The sequence below is a fragment of the Nocardiopsis moroccensis genome (assembly GCF_055763695.1).
Map to the genome: position 1 here is coordinate 1,579,613 of NZ_CP199747.1, position 17,465 is coordinate 1,597,077.

General features: G+C 71.6%; 21 protein-coding genes. 13 read left to right on the forward strand and 8 right to left on the reverse strand.

Annotated features, from left to right (window positions below; genetic code table 11):
- Positions 1-38 precede the first annotated feature (38 nt).
- Entirely contained in the window at positions 39-1,172 is a 1,134-nt protein-coding gene (locus ACUKCB_RS06605; protein ID WP_473039597.1) for an NAD(P)/FAD-dependent oxidoreductase, read from the reverse strand.
- A gap of 147 nt (positions 1,173-1,319) precedes the next feature.
- Here ACUKCB_RS06605 and ddaH point away from each other — a divergent pair, with 147 nt between their 5' ends.
- Positions 1,320-2,111, forward strand: a complete 792-nt coding sequence (gene ddaH, locus ACUKCB_RS06610) for a dimethylargininase (RefSeq protein WP_473039598.1) — start codon at positions 1,320-1,322, stop codon at positions 2,109-2,111.
- A gap of 81 nt (positions 2,112-2,192) precedes the next feature.
- The gene (locus ACUKCB_RS06615) at positions 2,193-2,597 is read left to right on the forward strand and encodes a RidA family protein (RefSeq protein ID WP_473039599.1); all 405 of its coding nucleotides are present in this window, start codon (positions 2,193-2,195) and stop codon (positions 2,595-2,597) included.
- Between the two features lie 100 nt (positions 2,598-2,697).
- Here the strand turns inward: ACUKCB_RS06615 and ACUKCB_RS06620 are convergent, their stop codons facing one another.
- A complete protein-coding gene (locus ACUKCB_RS06620) occupies positions 2,698-3,243 on the reverse strand; it encodes a CGNR zinc finger domain-containing protein (RefSeq protein WP_473039600.1) in 546 nt (181 codons plus the stop codon).
- 55 nt (positions 3,244-3,298) lie between these two features.
- Here ACUKCB_RS06620 and ACUKCB_RS06625 point away from each other — a divergent pair, with 55 nt between their 5' ends.
- Together ACUKCB_RS06625 and ACUKCB_RS06630 are read left to right on the forward strand one after the other, a co-directional pair.
- Positions 3,299-4,492, forward strand: a complete 1,194-nt coding sequence (locus tag ACUKCB_RS06625) for an MFS transporter (RefSeq protein ID WP_473039601.1) — start codon at positions 3,299-3,301, stop codon at positions 4,490-4,492.
- A gap of 39 nt (positions 4,493-4,531) precedes the next feature.
- Positions 4,532-5,494 (forward strand): helix-turn-helix transcriptional regulator, encoded by a 963-nt coding sequence (locus ACUKCB_RS06630; protein WP_473039602.1) that lies wholly within the window; start codon positions 4,532-4,534, stop codon positions 5,492-5,494.
- Positions 5,495-5,544: 50 nt separating this feature from the next.
- Here the strand turns inward: ACUKCB_RS06630 and ACUKCB_RS06635 are convergent, their stop codons facing one another.
- Positions 5,545-6,126 (reverse strand): Uma2 family endonuclease, encoded by a 582-nt coding sequence (locus ACUKCB_RS06635; RefSeq protein ID WP_473039603.1) that lies wholly within the window; start codon positions 6,124-6,126, stop codon positions 5,545-5,547.
- Between the two features lie 186 nt (positions 6,127-6,312).
- Here ACUKCB_RS06635 and ACUKCB_RS06640 point away from each other — a divergent pair, with 186 nt between their 5' ends.
- A complete protein-coding gene (locus tag ACUKCB_RS06640; RefSeq protein ID WP_473039604.1) occupies positions 6,313-6,699 on the forward strand; it encodes a DUF2784 domain-containing protein in 387 nt (128 codons plus the stop codon).
- A gap of 103 nt (positions 6,700-6,802) precedes the next feature.
- Positions 6,803-7,735: a GNAT family N-acetyltransferase gene (locus ACUKCB_RS06645; RefSeq protein WP_473039605.1), complete on the forward strand. Its 933-nt coding sequence runs from the start codon at positions 6,803-6,805 to the stop codon at positions 7,733-7,735.
- On the opposite strand, the gene ACUKCB_RS06650 is transcribed toward ACUKCB_RS06645, so the two are convergent.
- Positions 7,713-8,729: a Gfo/Idh/MocA family protein gene (locus ACUKCB_RS06650; RefSeq protein ID WP_473039606.1), complete on the reverse strand. Its 1,017-nt coding sequence runs from the start codon at positions 8,727-8,729 to the stop codon at positions 7,713-7,715. The genes ACUKCB_RS06645 and ACUKCB_RS06650 overlap by 23 nt on opposite strands.
- A 113-nt stretch (positions 8,730-8,842) precedes the next feature.
- Between ACUKCB_RS06650 and ACUKCB_RS06655 the strand changes: the two genes are divergently transcribed.
- Positions 8,843-9,226 carry a hypothetical protein gene (locus ACUKCB_RS06655; protein ID WP_473039607.1) on the forward strand — a complete coding sequence of 128 codons (384 nt, stop codon included), beginning with the start codon at positions 8,843-8,845 and terminating at the stop codon, positions 9,224-9,226.
- Positions 9,227-9,241: 15 nt separating this feature from the next.
- Here the strand turns inward: ACUKCB_RS06655 and ACUKCB_RS06660 are convergent, their stop codons facing one another.
- From ACUKCB_RS06660 to ACUKCB_RS06670, 3 genes are read right to left on the reverse strand one after another with little or no spacing between them, the layout of a single operon-like run.
- Positions 9,242-10,213 carry a DUF4097 family beta strand repeat-containing protein gene (locus ACUKCB_RS06660; protein ID WP_473039608.1) on the reverse strand — a complete coding sequence of 324 codons (972 nt, stop codon included), beginning with the start codon at positions 10,211-10,213 and terminating at the stop codon, positions 9,242-9,244.
- A 49-nt stretch (positions 10,214-10,262) separates the two neighbouring features.
- Positions 10,263-10,961 carry a response regulator transcription factor gene (locus tag ACUKCB_RS06665; RefSeq protein ID WP_473039609.1) on the reverse strand — a complete coding sequence of 233 codons (699 nt, stop codon included), beginning with the start codon at positions 10,959-10,961 and terminating at the stop codon, positions 10,263-10,265.
- Positions 10,958-12,214: a sensor histidine kinase gene (locus ACUKCB_RS06670; RefSeq protein ID WP_473040946.1), complete on the reverse strand. Its 1,257-nt coding sequence runs from the start codon at positions 12,212-12,214 to the stop codon at positions 10,958-10,960. The genes ACUKCB_RS06665 and ACUKCB_RS06670 overlap by 4 nt, the downstream gene beginning before the upstream one ends.
- Before the next feature lie 351 nt (positions 12,215-12,565).
- Between ACUKCB_RS06670 and ACUKCB_RS06675 the strand changes: the two genes are divergently transcribed.
- The 5 genes from ACUKCB_RS06675 (at position 12,566) to ACUKCB_RS06695 (ending at position 15,896) form a co-directional block, all read left to right on the forward strand.
- Positions 12,566-13,336: a (2Fe-2S)-binding protein gene (locus tag ACUKCB_RS06675; protein ID WP_473039610.1), complete on the forward strand. Its 771-nt coding sequence runs from the start codon at positions 12,566-12,568 to the stop codon at positions 13,334-13,336.
- Positions 13,337-13,482: 146 nt separating this feature from the next.
- The gene (locus ACUKCB_RS06680; RefSeq protein WP_473039611.1) at positions 13,483-13,917 is read left to right on the forward strand and encodes a helix-turn-helix domain-containing protein; all 435 of its coding nucleotides are present in this window, start codon (positions 13,483-13,485) and stop codon (positions 13,915-13,917) included.
- Positions 13,918-13,967: 50 nt separating this feature from the next.
- Positions 13,968-14,336 carry a DUF4180 domain-containing protein gene (locus ACUKCB_RS06685; protein ID WP_473039612.1) on the forward strand — a complete coding sequence of 123 codons (369 nt, stop codon included), beginning with the start codon at positions 13,968-13,970 and terminating at the stop codon, positions 14,334-14,336.
- A 227-nt stretch (positions 14,337-14,563) separates the two neighbouring features.
- Positions 14,564-15,367 (forward strand): class I SAM-dependent methyltransferase, encoded by an 804-nt coding sequence (locus ACUKCB_RS06690; protein ID WP_473039613.1) that lies wholly within the window; start codon positions 14,564-14,566, stop codon positions 15,365-15,367.
- Positions 15,368-15,488: 121 nt separating this feature from the next.
- Positions 15,489-15,896: a MarR family winged helix-turn-helix transcriptional regulator gene (locus ACUKCB_RS06695; protein WP_473039614.1), complete on the forward strand. Its 408-nt coding sequence runs from the start codon at positions 15,489-15,491 to the stop codon at positions 15,894-15,896.
- 16 nt (positions 15,897-15,912) lie between these two features.
- Here the strand turns inward: ACUKCB_RS06695 and ACUKCB_RS06700 are convergent, their stop codons facing one another.
- Positions 15,913-16,476 carry a GNAT family N-acetyltransferase gene (locus ACUKCB_RS06700; RefSeq protein ID WP_473040947.1) on the reverse strand — a complete coding sequence of 188 codons (564 nt, stop codon included), beginning with the start codon at positions 16,474-16,476 and terminating at the stop codon, positions 15,913-15,915.
- 264 nt (positions 16,477-16,740) lie between these two features.
- On the opposite strand from ACUKCB_RS06700, the gene ACUKCB_RS06705 reads away from it, so the two are divergent.
- The gene (locus ACUKCB_RS06705) at positions 16,741-17,460 is read left to right on the forward strand and encodes a sensor domain-containing protein (protein ID WP_473039615.1); all 720 of its coding nucleotides are present in this window, start codon (positions 16,741-16,743) and stop codon (positions 17,458-17,460) included.
- Positions 17,461-17,465 lie beyond the last annotated feature (5 nt).

Sequence of the window (17,465 nt, forward strand, 5' to 3'; positions counted from 1 at the left end):
TGACAGCCAGTCAGGTGTTCAACCGCAAGCTCGGTCCTTCAGGGCCGAGAAGCTGACAGCGGTGTCTGGCTGCGGTCGGGAACGAAGGCGGACAGGTCCACGCCGGGGTCCTCCCCCATCGCCAGACGGGCGGCGACCAACCCCTGGAAAGGACCGAAGGTCAGCCCTTCCGAGCCCAGGCCGGTGGCCACCAGCACCCCGGGGAGGCGCTCGACCGGGCCGAGCAGCTGATGTCCGTCGTGGGTGCCGGGCCGGAAGCCGACCCTGGTCTCGACCACGGTCGCGTCGGCCAGCCCGGGGAGGACCTCCAGGGCGGTGGACAGGTTGTGCAGCAGGCCCGTGGCCGTCACCCTCCGGTCGAAGCCCGCCTCGGGTTCCAGGGTGCCTCCGGTCACCACCCGGTCGGGACCGAACGCCAGAGCGAAGTAGTCCCGATCGCCGAAACGCACCACCGGCCAGGCACGCGTGTCCCTCCCGGGCAGCGCGAAGTGGGTGATCTGGCCGCGGACCGGGCGCACCCCCAGCTCGACACCGGTCACCGCGAGGAGGCCGGCCGACCACGCGCCGGCCGCCACGACCACCACCGGCGCCTCCAGGTCCTCGGCACCTACTCGGACCCCGGTGACCCGGCTCCCGTTCCACAACAGCCGGGCGTCGCCCTTGAAGTAGCGCAGCCCCCGTTCCTCGGCGGCGTTGAACAGCGCCGTGCGCGCCCTCACGGCGTTCAGCCGGGCCATGCCCTCCACGTACACCCCGGCGTAGGGTTCGGGAACCAGCGGGAAGCGCCCGCGCGGCTCGCCCTCCGCCAACCGTTCCACGCGCCCCATCGACGCGTACTCGGGCAGCTCCGCCAGGGTGCTGAGCAGCTCGTACCCCGCGTCCTCGCCCTCGCGGTCCACCGACATCCCACCGACCACCTCGTAACCGGTGACCTGCCCGTCCTCGGCCAGCTCCGCCATCAGCCGCGGGTAGTGCTCGGCCGCACGAGCCTTGAAGTCCCGCACCGGGGGCGGATCCCAGGGGAACGGCCAGGGGAAGACCACCCCCGCTCCGGCCGCCGTGGCCTGCCCCGGGTGCGAGGAGTCCACCAGCGCCGTGGACACGCCCTTCCTGGCCAGGTGGAAGGCCGCGCTGGCTCCCACGATCCCGCCGCCGACAACGATGACGTCCATGGGTCCCACCCTGCCCCGACCGGATCCCCCGAACAAGCCGACGGGCCCGCGTGCCGGTCCGGGAAACGGGGTATGGGGGCGCGATACGCTGCGGCTTCCCTACGGAGCCCGGCCCCCTTTTTTCCCTGACCAATCCCAGGAGGTCGTATGGACGGTTACACCTACCACGGGGTCGCCCTGATGCGTCGTCCCAGCCCCCGGCTGGCGGAGGGCATCGTCACGCACATCCCCCGGACCCCGGTGGACCCGGTGCTGGCGGCGCGTCAGTACACCATCTACCAGGAGACGGTCGCCTCGGCGGGCTGGCGGGTGCGCGAGGTGGACCCCGCACCGGAGTACCCGGACTCGGTGTTCGTCGAGGACCCGCTGGTGGTGTGCGAGGACCTCGCGGTCCTGACCCGGCCCGGGGCCGAGACCCGGCGCGGTGAGGTCGAGGGGGTGGAGGAGGCCGTCCGCGCCCTGGGGCTGCGGGTGGCCCGGATCGAGGCGCCCGGAACCCTGGACGGCGGCGACGTCCTCCAGGTCGGGGAGACCGTCTACACGGGTGTGGGCGCCAGGACCAACGAAGAAGGCGTCGAGCAGCTCGAACAGCTCCTGGCGCCGCTGGGCCGCAAGGTTCACCGGGTCGCCCTGGGCCGGGCCCTCCACCTGAAGTCCGCGGTGACCGCTCTGCCCGACGGCTCACTCGTCGGCCTGCCCGAACTGGTCGACGCCCCCTCCCTGCCACAGATCCGGCGCGCCCCCGAGGAATCGGGCGCGCACGTGCTGCCCCTGGGCGGCCGGGACGTCCTGGTCAGCGCAGCCGCCCACGAGACCATCCGCGGGCTGACCGCGGACCACTGGCGGGTGCTGCCCGTGGACATCTCCGAGTTCGAGAGGTTGGAGGCCTGCGTGACCTGCCTGAGCGTCCTGATCCCGGACGGGGCGCGCCGCGCCTGACGGATTTCCGCCTCGGGGCGGAACCGCGGGCCGCGCGCGGCCGTTGTCCCCCCGAAACCTCCAACGGCGGGAAGGGAATCCATGAGCGGTGCGGTCAAGCTGATCCGCAACGAGGAACTGACCTCGGTGGTGGAGTACGCCTACGCGGCCTCGGCGCAGTCCCCGGCACGCGTGGTGTGGACGGCGGGGGCCTGTCCGCTGGACGAGCACGGCGCCACGGTGGCCGTGGGCGACCCCACGGGCCAGGCCCACCAGGTGATGCGCAACCTGGCCACCGCCCTGCGCGGGGCCGGTGCCGAACTCACCGACATCGTGCAGATGAGGATGTACGTGGTCTCCGACAGGCAGGAGGACCTGGTCGAGGTCTGGAAGGTGGTGCGCTCCCACATGGGAGAACACGACGCGCCCGGCACTCTGCTGGGTGTGTCCGTGCTGGGCTATGACGACCAGCTGGTCGAGGTGGAGGCGGTGGCCGTCACCTCCTGAGGCCGCCCGGAGGGGTCCGGCGCCGAGTCCGGACGGAGACCCTGAGCCACGGTCTGCCCGACCGGCGATGGGGCGGGAGCGCCGTCGGACCCGAACCCGGTCACGTGCGTGCGCGGTGGGCGGCGACCCGCTCCCGGGTGGCGCAGCGGCGTGAACAGTAGCGGCGGCGGCTGCCGTGCGCGGTGTCGACGAACACCCGCTCGCAGCCGCCCGCCGCACACACCCCGCCCGGGAGGCGTTGGCGGTCACTGATCAGCAGGGCCAGCACCAGACCGGCGGAGGACAGGAACCACTCGGCCAAGGGCGCCTCCTCGTCGTCGCTGTCCACGTGTACGTGCCAGCTGAAGGCGCCGCCGTGGTTGCTCAGCCGGGGCGGGTGCGCGGTGCGGGCCAGCAGGGCGTTGACCCGTTCGGCGGCCAGGTCCAGGGTGGGGGCGGCCAGCACGGAACGGAGTTCGGCGGCGGCCTCGCGCAGGGCCGCCACGTCCTCTGGAGTGGGGTCGGGGGCGGTCTCCCCGTGCTCGCGCAGGACCACGGCCACCTCGGCGGGGGTGACTCCTTCTGATACCAGGGTGTCGAGCAGGTCGACGGTGCGGTCTACCACGGACTGGACCGCCCCCACCGCAATCACGCCGGGTGTCTCCATGACTCCAATGTAACGCCCATGGTGCCTTCTGGCGTTACTTTGTAGCGTCCTGTGGATGATCCGACGCCACGCACTGCCCCGGTACCTGTTCGGTGCGGCCACGGCCCGCACCGGCGACGAGATGTCGGGCCCCGCCCTGCTGCTCCTGGGGGTGGCGGCGACCGGTACCGCTGCCACGGGTTCGGCCCTGCTCGCGGGGATCACCGCGACCGCTGCGGTCGGCGGGCCTGCGGTGGGTGTCCTGCTGGACCGCGCACTACACCCCGGCCGTGTCCTGGCAGCTGCTCTGGCTGTCTACGCGGCCGGGCTGGCCTCCGTGGCACTGCTGTTGGAGCGGATCCCGCTCGCCTCGGTGGTGGTGCTGGCCCTGGGTATCGGCCTGCTGGGGCCCGCCTTGTCCGGCGGCTGGACCGCCCAGTTGCCCCGGCTCCTGTCCTCTGAGCGCATGGCCGGGGCGAACGCCTGGGACGCGATGACCTTCAGCGCGGCCGGCCTGCTCGGGCCCGCACTGGCCGGAGTGGTCGCGGTCTGGTCCGGTGCCACGGCGGCGGTGGTGACCGCGGTGGTCCTGATCGCCCTCGCGGTCCCCGTGGCCTGGGCGCTGCCTGCCCGCCCCGCCCGTCCCGAACCCTCTCCCGTGTTGGGCGAGCTCGCCGCCGGGGCCCGTGCCGTGCTGGGCAACCGGGCGCTGCTGCGGGTCACCCTGGTCTCCACGGTGTCGGTCACCGGGACCGGCATGCTCGTGGTGAGCGCGCCGCTCCTGGGCCAGCGCCTGCTGGGCGGGGCCGAACACGGGGCGATCCTGTTGTCGGTGATGGCCGTGGCCTCTGTACTGATCAACCTGTTCCTGGCCCGCCGCCCCTTGCCGGTGCGCCCGGACACCGTGGTGCTGGTGTGTGTCCTGGTACAGGCGGTGGGGGTGGGGTGCGTACTCGTGGCGTCCTCCGCCCCGTGGCTGGTCCTGGCCGCCATCGCGGTGGGCGCAGCCGAAGGCCCCCAGCTGACCAGTCTCTTCGCGGTCCGCCACCGGGAGGCGCCCGAGCGCCTGCGCACCCAGGTCTTCACCACCGCGGCGAGCCTGAAGGTCAGCGCCTTCGCGGCCGGGGCCGCCCTGGCCGGTCCCCTCGCCGACCGGTCCCCGGACCTGTGCCTGGGGGTGGCCGCCGCCTTCCAGATCGGTGCCGCCCTCACCCATGTCGCGGTACGTCCGGGCCCCGGAGGGAACGGCGTCCACGCAGCTGCCGGCTGAAGGACAGGGACTGACCTGGACCCCTGGCAGACTCAGGGCATGAAGTCGACATCGGCCCGACTGCTCCAGCTCCTGTCCCTCCTCCAGACCCGCAAGGACTGGCCCGGATCGGACCTCGCCGACCGCCTGGCGGTGAGTCCGCGCACCGTACGGCGCGACGTGGACCGGCTCCGGGACCTGGGCTATCCCATTCAGGCGACCATGGGCACCGGCGGCGGCTACCAGCTGGGGGCGGGCGCCGCACTGCCCCCGTTGCTGCTGGACGACGACGAGGCCGTGGCGGTCGCGGTGGGGCTGCGAACCGCCGCCCAGGGCGGGGTCTCCGGGATCGAGGAGACCTCGGTGCGGGCTCTGGCCAAGCTCCTGCAGGTCCTGCCCTCCCGGTTGCGCCGCCGGGTGGACGCGCTGGGCGCCTTCACCGTGCCGATGCCCTCCGAGGGGCCCACGGTGGACGCCGACACCCTGGCCCTGATCGCGGCGACCTGCCGCGACAGCGAACGGCTCCGGTTCGACTACGAGAGCCACGGGGGTGCGGCCAGCCGCCGGATCGTGGAGCCGCACCGGCTGGTGTCCCACGGGCGCCGCTGGTACCTGGTGGCCTGGGACACCGGTCGCGAGGACTGGCGGACCTTCCGGGTGGACCGGATGCGCCCGCTCACCCCCACCGGCCCGCGCGTGCCGCCGCGCGAGGCGCCCGAACAGGGGGTGGCGGCCTACCTGGCCGAACGGATGAACCTGCACATGTGGCCGATCAAGGCGCGCGTCCGCCTGGGGGTGCCCGCCGAGGAGGCGCTGGAGGGCCCGGCCGCCCGCTACGGACCCATCGAGGCCGTGGACGAGCACTCCTGTGTGCTGTTGTGCGCGGGTCAGGAGCTGGTGGGCATGGCCTGCTACCTGGCCATGCTGGACGTGGAGATGGAGGTCGAGGAGCCCGCGGAACTGCGCGCGGAGATGGCGCGCCTGGGCGAGCGTCTCACCCGCACCGGCCGGACCCCGAGTTGAAGGTGGAACCGGCCCCTGCCCACGGCACGGGCGTCCGAGCGCTGCCCGGCTCAGATCCGGTGTCGGACTTCGTCCAGGTCGATGTCGATGGGGTACGGCTGATCGACCCTGACACGGCCGTGATAGATGCCCGTAACGACATAGCAGGATTTGACGGGTTCCAGTTCGTGGACGTACACCACCGGAGACCCGTCGTCGTCCTCGATCCGCCAGAAGTGCGGGATGCCGGCCTGGGCGTAGAGCTGAGGCTTCCGGTAGCGGTCGCGCTCAGCGGACTCGGGTGAGACCACCTCGATCGCCAGGAGTACGGAGTCGGCCGTGTACCCGGTCTGGTCCTTACCGGTGGAGGCGTCCGCCCTGACCACCATCAGGTCCGGTTCGGGGCGCTGCCGGGGAGCCAGGGTCACCGATATCTCCCGGCGGACCCGGTACTCGCGAGGGGTCGCCAGATACAGGGCCGCCACCAGCACGTCGATCAGGATGCTGTGGAAGACCTTCTGAGGGCTCACGAGGACGAGGCTCCCGTCGATCAGTTCGGTGTGCGGAGGCAGGTCCGGCAGATGGTCCAGGTCCTCCGCTCTGAAACCCTCCGTCGGCGGGATGAGCCAGTCAGGCACGGGCTGAGCGCACATCTTGCCTCCACTGATCGGGTCCTCGACACGAGGATAGCCGCGGGTGCTCCCGCGCGCTCGACTCCAACGAACGACGGCCGAGACGGGTCCGGCAAGGGCACGAGCCAGCCGCATGAGTACGGGTACCCACCGGCAGTGGGTACGGGAACCGATGGGCGCGGGCCCCTCCTCGCCTAGGTTCGTGCCATGCCGCACCTCCTCATCGGCCACACGGCCATGGTCCTCCACTATCTGTTCTTCGCCTACGTGGTCCTCGGCGGGTTCCTCTCCTGGAGGTGGCCGCGGATGTTCTGGCCGCACCTGTTCGTCGCCGCCTACGCGCTGGGGATCGTCATCGTCGGCTGGCCGTGCCCGCTCACCGAGGCCGAGAACTGGTCGCGGCTGAACACCGGCCGCGAGGTGATGGGATCCGGGTTCATCGACCACCACATAACCGGGGTCCTCTACCCGGCAGAGCACCTGATGACCTCGCGTTACGTCATCGCGGGCCTTGTCGCGCTCTCCTACGCGGGCGCCGCCCGGGACCTGCACCGGAGGCGGGCCGCGAGGGTCGGGGGCGCCCTGTCCGGGTAGTCCCGGGAACCTCCGAATGAGCCAACCCGGCCCGGGAACACCCCAAAGACGCTACGTTAAGGAGTCGTTTACTTTCGTAGAGTAATGAAAGTGGGGCTTCCGCGTGCCCGACCAGACCCGACTCCCCTGCCCGGAACTGCGCGAACTCAGTGTCCCCCCGACGGTTCGCCCGCTACGGCCCGGCTATCGCATCGCCCGCTGGGACACCCCGGCCGACCTGGCACCCGAGTGCCGGGAACTGCTCCACACCACCCTGCGCGACCTGGCGGCCCGGGCCTTCGGAGCCGACCACTCCAGTTACTGGCGCGCCCGCATGTCCGCCGGCTTCTTCGACCAGGTCTCCTCGCTCGCCCTGGTCCTGGGGCCCGACGGCGTCCCCGTCGGCTGGGGCGGCTACCACCGGCGCCGCTTCGCCTCCCGTCGCGCCCTGTACCTGGACGCCGCCGGCGTGGTCCCCGCCCACCGCCGCTCCGGGCTCTCGGCCGCCCTCATGACCCACTTCCTGGGCCGCGAGGTCATGGCCCACCCCCTGTCCAACACCTACGTCGTCCTGCGCACCCGGCACCCGGCCGTCTACGCCGGCTGGCGCAAGGGGGTGGGGCGCACGCGGGTCTTCCCCCGCCAGGACCGTCCCGTCCCGAACCTGGTCCGCCGGATCGCCGCCGACGCCGCCGACTGGCTCGGCGACGGACCCCGCCTGGACCCGGACAGCCTGCTCGTCCGCGACGCCTACCGGATGTTCGACGGCGAGATCTACGGGGTCGCCCCGCGCAGCGGGGACGCCGCCCTGGACGCGCGCTTCGCCCGCGACGTCGGCCCCAAGGACGCCGTTCTGGTGGTCGCGCGTATGGGCGCGCTCCCCCTGGCCCGCGCCAACCTGGGCCGGGTCCTGCACGCCCGCGCGCTCCGCGGCACACACCGCGCGCCCGCCGGCGGAGGCCGACCCGTCCGGGGCTCGGTTCCCACGAACCTCACCGGCCGGGCCGCCCCCACCGGGGCGGGCGCGAGCGGCCTCATTCCAGGGGGACGGCTTTGACGGTGGCCGGGCTGTAGACCAGCCCGCTCACGTCTCGCACCTGGTCCATGACCCCGGCCAGCCGCAGACTCTCTGCCCAGGGCATGTCCGGGCTCTCCCGCTCCCCCGCGGCCAGACAGCGGCCCACCTCCTCGGCCTCGTACTCGTAGCCGTTGGCCCGGAAGGGGCGGTGGAACCGCTCCGGATCGTGCCCGTCCCGGTGCAGAACCACATCGGTGGCGGCCCAAAAACGCGGGATCTCCAACCAACCCGCCGTTCCCGCCAGCACCGCGCGGTTGGGCAGAGCGGTGCGCGAGGCGCAGCCCAGGGTGGCCGAGGCACCGTTCTCTCCGCGGGCCAGGACCACGGTGTGGGTGTCCACCATCCGGTCCGGGGACAGTTGTCGGGTCGCGCCCACCACGGTGAGCTCTCCCAGGTACTGGGAGGCCAGGGCCAACGGGTACACACCCAGGTCCAACTGGGCGCCGCCGCCCAGGTCGACGTTGAACAGCCGGTGGTCGGGGTCGTAGGGAACGTTGATCCCGAAGTCGGCCGAGATCGCGCGCAGTTCGCCGAGGGCGCCCTCGGCGACCAGTTCGCGGGCCAGCCTGGAAGCGGGCAGACAACGCGTCCACATCGCCTCCATCAGGAAGCAGTCGTTGGCCCTGGCCGCCGCCACCATCTCCGACACCTGGAGGGCGTTCATCGCCATGGGCTTCTCGACCAGCACGTGCTTGCCGGCGTTGAGCATCAGCAGGGTGTTCGGATGGTGCCAGGGGTGCGGTGTGGCCACGTACACCACGTCCACCTCGGGGTCGGCGGCGAGCTCCTCGTAGCTGCCGTGGCGGTTCGGGATCCCCCACGCCTCCCCGAACTCCTCCGCGCGGGTTCGGGTGCGGGAGCTCACCGCCGTTACCCTGGCCGAGGGGACGGCCCGGAGCCCTTCGACGAAGGCGTGCGCGATACCGCCGGTTCCCACCACGCCCCAGCGCGGCCCACCGTTGTGTTGTGTCATACAGGCATCCTAAAAACCCGGTCATGTCCGGGTCGAGGCGGGGAAGGTCCTCGGATTCGACGCGGTGGAACCGTACGGTGGCCGAGAGACCACGAAGGTGAAACGGAGGAGGAATGTCGGAGACACTCGCCCGGAGGCTCGGGGTCGAGCCCGGGGACCGGCTGCTCGTCCTCAACGCCCCGGAACGCTATCTGAGGCTGTTGGACCCCCCGCCCGACATCCACATCGACCTCGGGCCGATCGAGGGCGCCGAGTACGACGACGTGCACATGTTCGCCCTGGACCGGGGCACCGTCGATCGGGAGGGGCCGCGCGCCCTGGAGCTGGCGGGCTCCACGGGGCGGCTGTGGGTGTGCTTCCCCCAACGGGGAGGGACCATCATCACCGACCTGACCGCGGACAAGGGCTGGGACACCCTCACCGACGCCGGGTGGCGCAACACCGCCCAGGTACCGATCGACTCGGACTGGGCGGCGCTGCGCTTCGAACGCCGCTGACCAACCGGCTGTCGCCTAGTGGAGAACCTGCACCGATCCGCTCGTGGTGTTGACGTCGATGCGGCTGTCGGCGCCGGAGGAGGTATCCACGTCGAACTCGCGTGAGCCGGACACCGACTCCCCGGTGATCTCGTAGACCCCTTCGGGGACGGACGCCTCGACCCTGCCGCTGACGGTCTCCACCGACATCAGGTCGAAGGGGGTACCGGTCGCGATGTCCACACTGCCGGAGGTGGAGGACGCCTCCAGGGTGGTGAACCCGCCGCCGAGTTCCAGGGAACCGCTCACCGACTCGGCCCGGATCTCCTCGGCCGTGAAGTCCGCGGCGCTGACCGTCCCCGAGGTCGTGGAAACGTCCAGGAGGGGACCCTCGCCTGCGGCCGTGATACCGCCGCTGGTGGAGTGGGCCGTGACCGCACCTTCCATACCGTCGAGCGTGATCCGGCCCGAGACCGTCTCGATCCGGGTGTCGCCGTTCTGCTCGGCCACCTGTACCCCGCCGCTGACGCCCTCCACGCTCAGCTCGCCCTCCAGACCACGGGCGTCGACCCTGCCGCTGACGGTCTCCACCGTCACCCGGGTCCCCGCCGGGACGGTGACCTCGTAGTCCACCGCGCAGGTGGTGAAGAACGGGAAGCCGTCGCAGTCGGTGTCGACCGCCAGCGTGTCGCCGTCCGTGTCGACGTCCTCGTCCGGTTCCGACAGGGGGCTGCCGCGCAGGCTGCGCTCCAGGAGGACCTCGTCCCCGTCGCCGCCGCGCAGCGTCACCTGCCCACCGGTCTCGTTGGTCAGTTCGAGCGCGGACACCCCGCCGAAGGAGTCGTTGCGGTCCGTCTGGTGGACGACCACGTTGCCCAGCACGGACACCGCCGTCACCACCACGAGGATCAGCACGAGTGCGCCGCCCAGGACCATCCACGGGCCCCAGCGGAAGCGCCCCCGTTCCTTGCTCGACGAGGCGTACAGGCCCCGTGCTCTGAAAGTCATGTTCTCCCTTTCCCGGAAGGCCTGGCCCTCCTTCTTCGGTCGGTTCGCGTCAGTCGCGGTCCGTGCCGCGCAGGTAGCGCAGCACCGCCTGGACCCTGCGGTGGTCGTGGTCGTCCTGACCCAGGTCGAGCTTGGTGAAGATCGACCTGATGTGCTTCTCCACGGCCCGTTCGGTGATGGAGAGCCGACCGGCGATCCCCGCGTTGTTCAGGCCCTGCGCCATCACCTCCAGCACCTCGGTCTCGCGCGGGGTGAGCCGCTCCAGAGAGCGGTCGCGGTGCCTGCTCAGCAGTTGTGAGACCACCTCAGGGTCGATCGCCGCGCCGCCGTCGGCCACTCGGCGCAGTACGGACAGGAACTCCTCGATGTCGGCCACCCGGTCCTTGAGCAGGTAGCCCACCTTGGACGCCCCGCCGCCGAGCAGGTCCGCGGCGTAGCGGCTGACCACGTGCTGGGACAGCAGCAGAACCGCCACCTCGGGGTGGTCCTGCCGGATTCGCACGGCCGCCTGGATGCCCTCCTCGGAGTAGGTGGGCGGCATCCGGATGTCGACCAGGCACAGGTCCACGTCGGGGTACTCGGCCACCGCACGGGTCAGTGCGTCGGCGTCCCCCACCGACGCGAGGACCTCCACCCCCGCGTCCTCCAGCAGCCGGACCATGCCGCTGCGCAACAGCACCGAGTCCTCGGCGATGATCACGCGCGGCCCGGGCCGCTCCTGCTGTGTGTCGGCCGCACTCACGGTCATGCCTCCCATGGGATGTTCGCGGTAAGGACGGTGCCCCCGCCGGTCGGGCTGTGGACGGTCAGCACACCGTCGACGGCGTCCACCCGGTCCCACAGTCCGTAGAGACCGGTGCCCGCTTCGGGGTCGGCACCCCCGACGCCGTCGTCGGTGACGGAGATCCGCAGCAGGTCGCCCTTGCGCCCGGTGCCCGCGACCCGTTCCGCGGCCACGGTGACCTGCCCGGCGCCGGCGTGCTTGGCGATGTTGTTCAGGGCCTCGCAGACCACGTAGTAGGCCACGCCCTCGGCCCGCGCGGAGGGGCGCTCCTCCAGGTCCACCTCCACCCGCGCGGGGACCGGGGAGCGCCCGGCCGCGACCGGCAGCGCCGACCCGAGCCCGTGGTCGGTCAGGACCCGGGGGTGCAGACCGCGTGCGACCTGGCGCAGTTCGGTCATGACCTCCTTGGACTCCTCCTGTGCCTCGGTGATCAGTTCCCGGGCGCCGTCGGGGTCGTGGGCCAGCCGGGCGCGCGCCCGGGTCAGGGTCATGGTCAGCGCGAGCAGGCGCTGCTGGGCGCCGTCGTGCAGGTCGCGTTCGATGCGACGGCGTTCGGCCTCGGCCGCGTCCACCATGCGCAGTCGGCTGTCCTGGACGTGCAGCAGGCGGCGCCGCATCCGCACCTCGGGGGCGTCGAAGAGCAGGATCCGGTGCAGGAGGACCTCGGAGGAGATCATGTACGGGGTCAGGCGCAGTCCGACCAGGACGGCCAGGGGCCCGAGAACGACCAGGACCAGAGGTCCGATGAGGTCCTTGGCGGAGCCCTGGGCCAGGACGTAGATGATGCCGAAGAACGCTCCGAGGGCGGCGGCCCCGCCGCACACCACGAGCACGACGATCAGGCCCGCGGCGAGTAGACCGTGGATACCGGCCACGGTGCTGTAGACCACCATCGACCAGGCTTCGCGGCCGAACACGTAGCGCAGCGCACGCAGCCAGACGTTGTCCTCGGCGAGGGGGTCGGGCGGGTTGGTCTCCACGACCCCGAACACGTTCGCCAGGCGGTTGCGCTGCACCTGGCAGGCCAGGCGGGCCAGCAGGGTCGTGGCCACCGGCGGCAGGGCGGCGAGGAGCAGCACCTCCACGGCGAGCCGACCCGCGCCGCGGCTCTCCGGGAGCATCCAGGGCAGGAACAGCAGGAGTCCGAGCCAGGAGGCCGCCGCGACCAGGAGCACCGCCGGGAGCAGGTAGAACAGGGCCAGCGCCAGGGAGGTCATCAGGTGCAGGACCTCGACCAGGAGGGCCCGCCAGGACCTGCCCTGGGTGTCGGCGAGGAAGGGTACGTCCACGCGGGCGGTCGGTCGGGGCCTCGCCCGCCGTTCCGCCCTGTGCCCCGCGCTCCGCGCCCGTCTTCCCTGTCTCCCGATCACAGCACCAATCTAGGTTTCGCGGGCACATCGGTACGAGGCCATCAGCACGAGAAACGCGGGTGGTGCTGACACTACCGTTCCGGTGGTGCCGCACTGGAGCGTTCGCGCTGGTAGGGCTCGGGCAGGCTACCCGGTTGGCGCCGCGGTCCCGGACGTGGTCCGATGGTGCGCGCACGGTGGGTGTCCGGGGAGGTTTCGATGTGTGGCCATGAGTACCACCGGTCCACCGCGCTGCCGGGCGGGGAGTCGCCGCTCACTTCAGTGTTCCTGGACGTCGGTCGGGTCAACATGTTCTTCCGGGTGGAGCCAGGGCCGCCGGCGCCGGGGTGGGTTCCGGCCACCGGTGACGGGCTCACCCGGGAGCGGGTCGTCGAGGAGGTGGAGCTGGTGCGGGCCCGGCTGGGGGCGTTGTCGGGCGGGCGGGCCGGGGATGTGGAGTGGCGGGTGGGCGCGTCGCTGTTCCACCAGGGGTTGGCCTCCCGCCTGCTGTCTCCCGTCCTGGCTGCCGCACTGTGCCACGGGGTGCGTCTGCGGGCCGGTCGTTTCTTCCTCGAACCCGAGCGTGCGGGGACGCTGGTGCTGCGTACGGCACAGACCCGGGCCGAACCGATGTCCGACCGTCCCGGGGAGGTCGCGGAGTGGCTGGACCAGACCGTGGTGGGAGGGGTTCTGGCGGAGGTCGAGGCGGTGTTGGCCGGCATCGGACGGATCGCCCCGGGCCTGCTGCGCGGCAACACCGCGTCGGCGCTGGCAGGGGCGGCCCGGGCCCTGGGCGAGGCCCGGCCCGAGCACCGGCCGGGGGCGCAGGAGGTGGTCCGGCTGATGCTGGAACGCCCCTCCCTGAAGGGGACCGGAGCCTACACGGGGGTGGACCGGTCGGGGTCGGCGGTGTTCGGGCGCGCCACCTGCTGCCTGTACTACCGGTTGCCCGGGGGCGGTCTGTGCGGGGACTGCGCGCTGCGCCGCTGACCGGGCCCGCCGCGCCGACGCTCCTGGACGTCGGCGCCTCCCCGACCCTCATCCGGACCCGCGCTCTCCGAACATCCCTGGACTTCCTTCTGCCGGAGTAACATACGGGAAGTTCCCAGCAGTACAAGTCATGATCAAGGAGAGCTGTGGCCCAGCAGTACTACTCGGTGGACCAGGTCGCGGACCTGTTGGGGCTGCACGTCAAGACGGTGCGCGCCTACGTGCGGGAAGGGAGGCTGCCGGCCGCGCGCATCGGTAGGCAGTACCGGATCCGGCGCCGTGACCTGGAGGAGTTCACCGGTGGCCCGGTGGTCGAGGACGACGCCCCCCGGGCCGGGGAGGCACCGCACGCGGAGGCCTCCACCGTCGTCCAGGTCGACGGCGTCGACCGGGCCACGGTCGACCGTCTGACCACACTGGTCACCGCCGCCTCGGGTCGGCGTGAGGAGCACGGGCGTGCGCACGTTCAGGTGGTCCACGATCCGGAGCGCTCCCGACTGAAGATCGTCGTGGTGGGTGACCTGGCCGCCACCGCCGTCCTGCTGGAATACGTCGACTCCCTCACGGGTGACCAGCCGTGAACCTCCCGGACACGCCCGCCCCGCGTCCGGACGGAAGGGAAGCAGAGCCGGTGTCCGAGACCCTCCCCGAAACCCGCCAGGTGGGCGGGCACCCGGTCATGTTCTGCCCCTCGGACGGCCCGCCCCTGCGCGAGGCCGCGGACGTGATCGGGGACGCCTTCCACCACGGCGTCTCCTGGATAGCGGTGCCCGTCGAACGCCTCGACCCCGACTTCTTTCGACTGCGCACGGGCGTGGCGGGCGATTTCCTCCAGAAGTTCGCCAATTACCGGCTCCGCCTGGCCCTCGTCGGGGACGTCTCGCGGCAGGTGGCGGCCAGTGATGCCTTCCGCGCCCTCGTCCGCGAGTGCGACCGCGGCACACAGTGCTGGTTCGTTCCCGACCTGGACGCGCTGGGGAGGCGACTGGCCGCCGCCTGAGTCGCGTGTACCGGGCGGCTGGTCGGGGGTGCTCCCTGACCTCCTCGGGATCCCGCCCCGGGCCGGTGAGGGCCTCCGCCGGTCCGTCGGGGCCGGGCGGCGCGGAACGTTTTTCCGGGTGATCGGCCCCAACAAGAGATGTCTTACATAATGAGAATTCTATCTCATTTATAGAGACAGCAGGATAGGGTGGCCGACCAGGAACCCCGAACGAAGGACGGTGCGCGATGGCCAGGTACACCCACGGGCAGCACCCGACGGTCACCACCTCCTACCTGTGGCGTGACGCGGAGAACTCCGCCGCCTACGCCCTGGACGAGATACGCCCCGGTCGCTCCCTGCTCGACGTGGGCTGCGGCCCGGGCAGCATCACCACCGATCTCGCCCGCAGGGTCGCCCCCGGCCGGGTCACCGCGGTGGACAACTCCGCCGAGGCGGTCGAGCAGGCCCGCGCGGGCGCCGAGGAGGTGGGGGCCACCAACATCGACTTCCTGGTCGGCGACGTCCACGACCTGGACCTGCCCGACGACACCTTCGACGTCGTCCACGCCCACCAGGTCCTCCAGCACGTGGGCGACCCGGTACGCGCCCTGGTCGAGATGGGCCGCGTCGCCAGGCCGGGCGGTGTGGTGGCGGCCTGCGACAGTGACTACTCGGCCATGCACTGGTACCCGCGCCTGCCCGAACTGGACTCCTGGATGGACCTGTACCAGAGAATGGCCCGCCTCAACGGGGGCGAACCCGACGCCGGGCGCCACCTGCTCGCCTGGGCGCACGCGGCCGGGTTCAGGGAGGTGAGCTATGTCGCCGAGGTCTGGAACCACTCCGAGCCCGACCGCCGCTCCTGGTGGGGAGGCATGTGGGCGCGTCGGATCCTGGAGTCGGCGATGGGTCGCGACGCGGTTCGGAAGGGGTACGCCACCGAGGAGGAGCTGGCGGAGATCTCCGCGGGCTGGCGTCGCTGGAGCGAACACCCCGACGCCGTGTTCGTCATCCCCCGCGGCGCGATCCTGTGTCGGGTCTCCGACTGAACCACCGCGACCGGGCCGGTCGGCGAACAGCTCGGACACTCTCCGGGAACGCTGGCCGACCTCCGGCCGGCGATATATCGTTGATCTATCGGCATGTAGTCATTGGCCATCCGGAGGGACCATGTCCGACCTACCGATCGGATTCTGGCTCAAACACCTGGACCGACTCATCGAGAACGACTTCGACCGCGCCCTGGCCTCGGAGTCGCTCGGGCGACGCCAGTGGCAGGTGCTCAACTCCCTGCACGGCGCATCCGGCACGGTGCACGACCTGGACCAGCGCCTGACCCCGTTCCTGGAGGAGGACGAAACCACCGTCGCCCCGGTTGTGGAGACTCTGCGCCGACGCGGCTGGGTGAGCGGCTCGGATTCGTTGGAACTGACCCCGGAGGGCCACCGGGCCCACGGAGAACTCCTGGAACAGGTCCAGCGGACCCGGAGTCGACTGCGCGAGGGGATCAGCGACCAGGAGTACCAGGACACCGTCGACGTCCTGGAGCGGATGTCGGCCAACTTGGAGCAGACCTGACCCGGACTCCCCGCCGCTAGTCGGCGGGCAGTTCCCGGGTGAGCTCGACGAAGGCCAGGTCGTCCCGCTTGGGCAGCCCGAACGCCTCGTCGCCGTAGGGAAAGGGCTCGGTCCTGCCGGTGTTGGTGTAACCCCGCCGCTCGTACCAGGCGATCAGTTCGGGGCGCTGCTTGAGGACCTTCATCCGCATCAGTCGGCACCCCCACTCCCGGGCTGCCATGCGCTCGGCCTCGGCCAGGACGATCCTGCCCAGCCCCGCCCCCTGGAGTTCGGGGCGCACCGAGAACATCCCGAAGTACGCTCCGTTGACACTACGCTGCAGCTCACAGCAGGTGACGATCTCCCCTTCGGACTCACCGACCAGCACCAGGGTGTTGGGGCGGGTGAGCAGCTCGGCCATGCCTTCGGCACCCACCCGCTGGCCATCGAGGAAGTCGGCCTCGGTGGTCCAACCCTGCCGGGAACTGTCGCCCCGGTAGCAGGAGTTGACCAGATCCACCAGGGCGGGGACATCGGCGGCCACCGCGCCCCGGAAGTCGATCTTGGCCTGTTCGTCCGGCATGCCCCGGCCGCTCCGCATGGTGCCCACGCCCCGCTCCCCTCGGTTCCGTCCGACTACGCCACCCAGTATGTACAAGTTCGGGAAGTACTCGCGCCCGGCCCGGGGCAGCCCCATCGGAGAGCGGCCGCGCCCCCGCCCGGAGCGCTGTCTGGAGCGGACCGAGCCCGGAGTCCGGGAGACCCCGGGCCCGATCGCGCCGACGGACGGTAGGGCTGGCACCACCACGGACTCGCCCGTCCGCAGCCATGACTCGGGTGAGCCTCCCGGCGTAGCGTCGGGAACATGAGCTCCTCCCTCTTCACCCGTATGGGTCGGGACACCCGCTACGTTCTGCTGGGTTTCCCTCTGGCGCTCCTCTCCTTCGTCCTCGTCCTGACCGGCCTGGCCGTCGGAGCCGGCACCTCCGTGCTCTTCGTGGGTCTGTTGCTGCTGTCCGTCACCCTGGTCGCTGCCCGGGGACTGGCACACGCGGACCGCATCCGCCTCTCGGACCTCTACGGGCATCCGGTGATGCGCCTGCCCTACCGCGGGGCTCCACAGGGGGCCGGTCCCCTGCGTCGCCTGCTCAACCCGCTGACCTGTTCACGCACCTGGCTGGACACACTGCATCCCCTGCTGCGACTCCCGGTCTCCCTGGTCACCTTCACCGTCGCCGTGACCTGGTGGGCGCTCGCTCTGGGCGGGCTGCTCTACCCGCTCTGGGGCTGGTCGCTGTACTTCGTCCCCGGTTACACCGACGTGGGCAGCTTCGTCCTCCCCGAGTACCCGGTGCTGGCCACCCTCGCGATCCACATGGTCGGCGGGGCGCTGTTCGCCCTGACCCTGCCGGCAGTCCTGCGCGTGCTGGCCCAGGCCGAGTCCACCCTCGCCCGCGCGTTGCTGCTCGCCCCTGAGGACACCGGTGTGCGGGTCCTGCCCGCCCCGGGCTCCGAGGACCCGCCCGACCCCGACGCGGAATCCGGTCAGCGACTGCGGCGGCACAGGATCGTGTCCATTCGCTGAGCGCC

What these genes read in the sequence shown, in the direction of transcription:
- ACUKCB_RS06605 (WP_473039597.1), bottom strand. Translation starts at nt 1,172, where the DNA reads ATGGACGTCATCGTTGTCGGCGGCGGGATCGTGGGAGCCAGCGCGGCC.
- ddaH (WP_473039598.1), top strand. Translation starts at nt 1,320, where the DNA reads ATGGACGGTTACACCTACCACGGGGTCGCCCTGATGCGTCGTCCCAGC.
- ACUKCB_RS06615 (WP_473039599.1), top strand. Translation starts at nt 2,193, where the DNA reads ATGAGCGGTGCGGTCAAGCTGATCCGCAACGAGGAACTGACCTCGGTG.
- ACUKCB_RS06620 (WP_473039600.1), bottom strand. Translation starts at nt 3,243, where the DNA reads ATGGAGACACCCGGCGTGATTGCGGTGGGGGCGGTCCAGTCCGTGGTA.
- ACUKCB_RS06625 (WP_473039601.1), top strand. Translation starts at nt 3,299, where the DNA reads ATGATCCGACGCCACGCACTGCCCCGGTACCTGTTCGGTGCGGCCACG.
- ACUKCB_RS06630 (WP_473039602.1), top strand. Translation starts at nt 4,532, where the DNA reads ATGAAGTCGACATCGGCCCGACTGCTCCAGCTCCTGTCCCTCCTCCAG.
- ACUKCB_RS06635 (WP_473039603.1), bottom strand. Translation starts at nt 6,126, where the DNA reads ATGTGCGCTCAGCCCGTGCCTGACTGGCTCATCCCGCCGACGGAGGGT.
- ACUKCB_RS06640 (WP_473039604.1), top strand. Translation starts at nt 6,313, where the DNA reads ATGCCGCACCTCCTCATCGGCCACACGGCCATGGTCCTCCACTATCTG.
- ACUKCB_RS06650 (WP_473039606.1), bottom strand. Translation starts at nt 8,729, where the DNA reads ATGACACAACACAACGGTGGGCCGCGCTGGGGCGTGGTGGGAACCGGC.
- ACUKCB_RS06655 (WP_473039607.1), top strand. Translation starts at nt 8,843, where the DNA reads ATGTCGGAGACACTCGCCCGGAGGCTCGGGGTCGAGCCCGGGGACCGG.
- ACUKCB_RS06660 (WP_473039608.1), bottom strand. Translation starts at nt 10,213, where the DNA reads ATGACTTTCAGAGCACGGGGCCTGTACGCCTCGTCGAGCAAGGAACGG.
- ACUKCB_RS06665 (WP_473039609.1), bottom strand. Translation starts at nt 10,961, where the DNA reads ATGACCGTGAGTGCGGCCGACACACAGCAGGAGCGGCCCGGGCCGCGC.
- ACUKCB_RS06670 (WP_473040946.1), bottom strand. Translation starts at nt 12,214, where the DNA reads ATGACCTCCCTGGCGCTGGCCCTGTTCTACCTGCTCCCGGCGGTGCTC.
- ACUKCB_RS06675 (WP_473039610.1), top strand. Translation starts at nt 12,566, where the DNA reads ATGTGTGGCCATGAGTACCACCGGTCCACCGCGCTGCCGGGCGGGGAG.
- ACUKCB_RS06690 (WP_473039613.1), top strand. Translation starts at nt 14,564, where the DNA reads ATGGCCAGGTACACCCACGGGCAGCACCCGACGGTCACCACCTCCTAC.
- ACUKCB_RS06695 (WP_473039614.1), top strand. Translation starts at nt 15,489, where the DNA reads ATGTCCGACCTACCGATCGGATTCTGGCTCAAACACCTGGACCGACTC.
- ACUKCB_RS06700 (WP_473040947.1), bottom strand. Translation starts at nt 16,476, where the DNA reads ATGCGGAGCGGCCGGGGCATGCCGGACGAACAGGCCAAGATCGACTTC.
- ACUKCB_RS06705 (WP_473039615.1), top strand. Translation starts at nt 16,741, where the DNA reads ATGAGCTCCTCCCTCTTCACCCGTATGGGTCGGGACACCCGCTACGTT.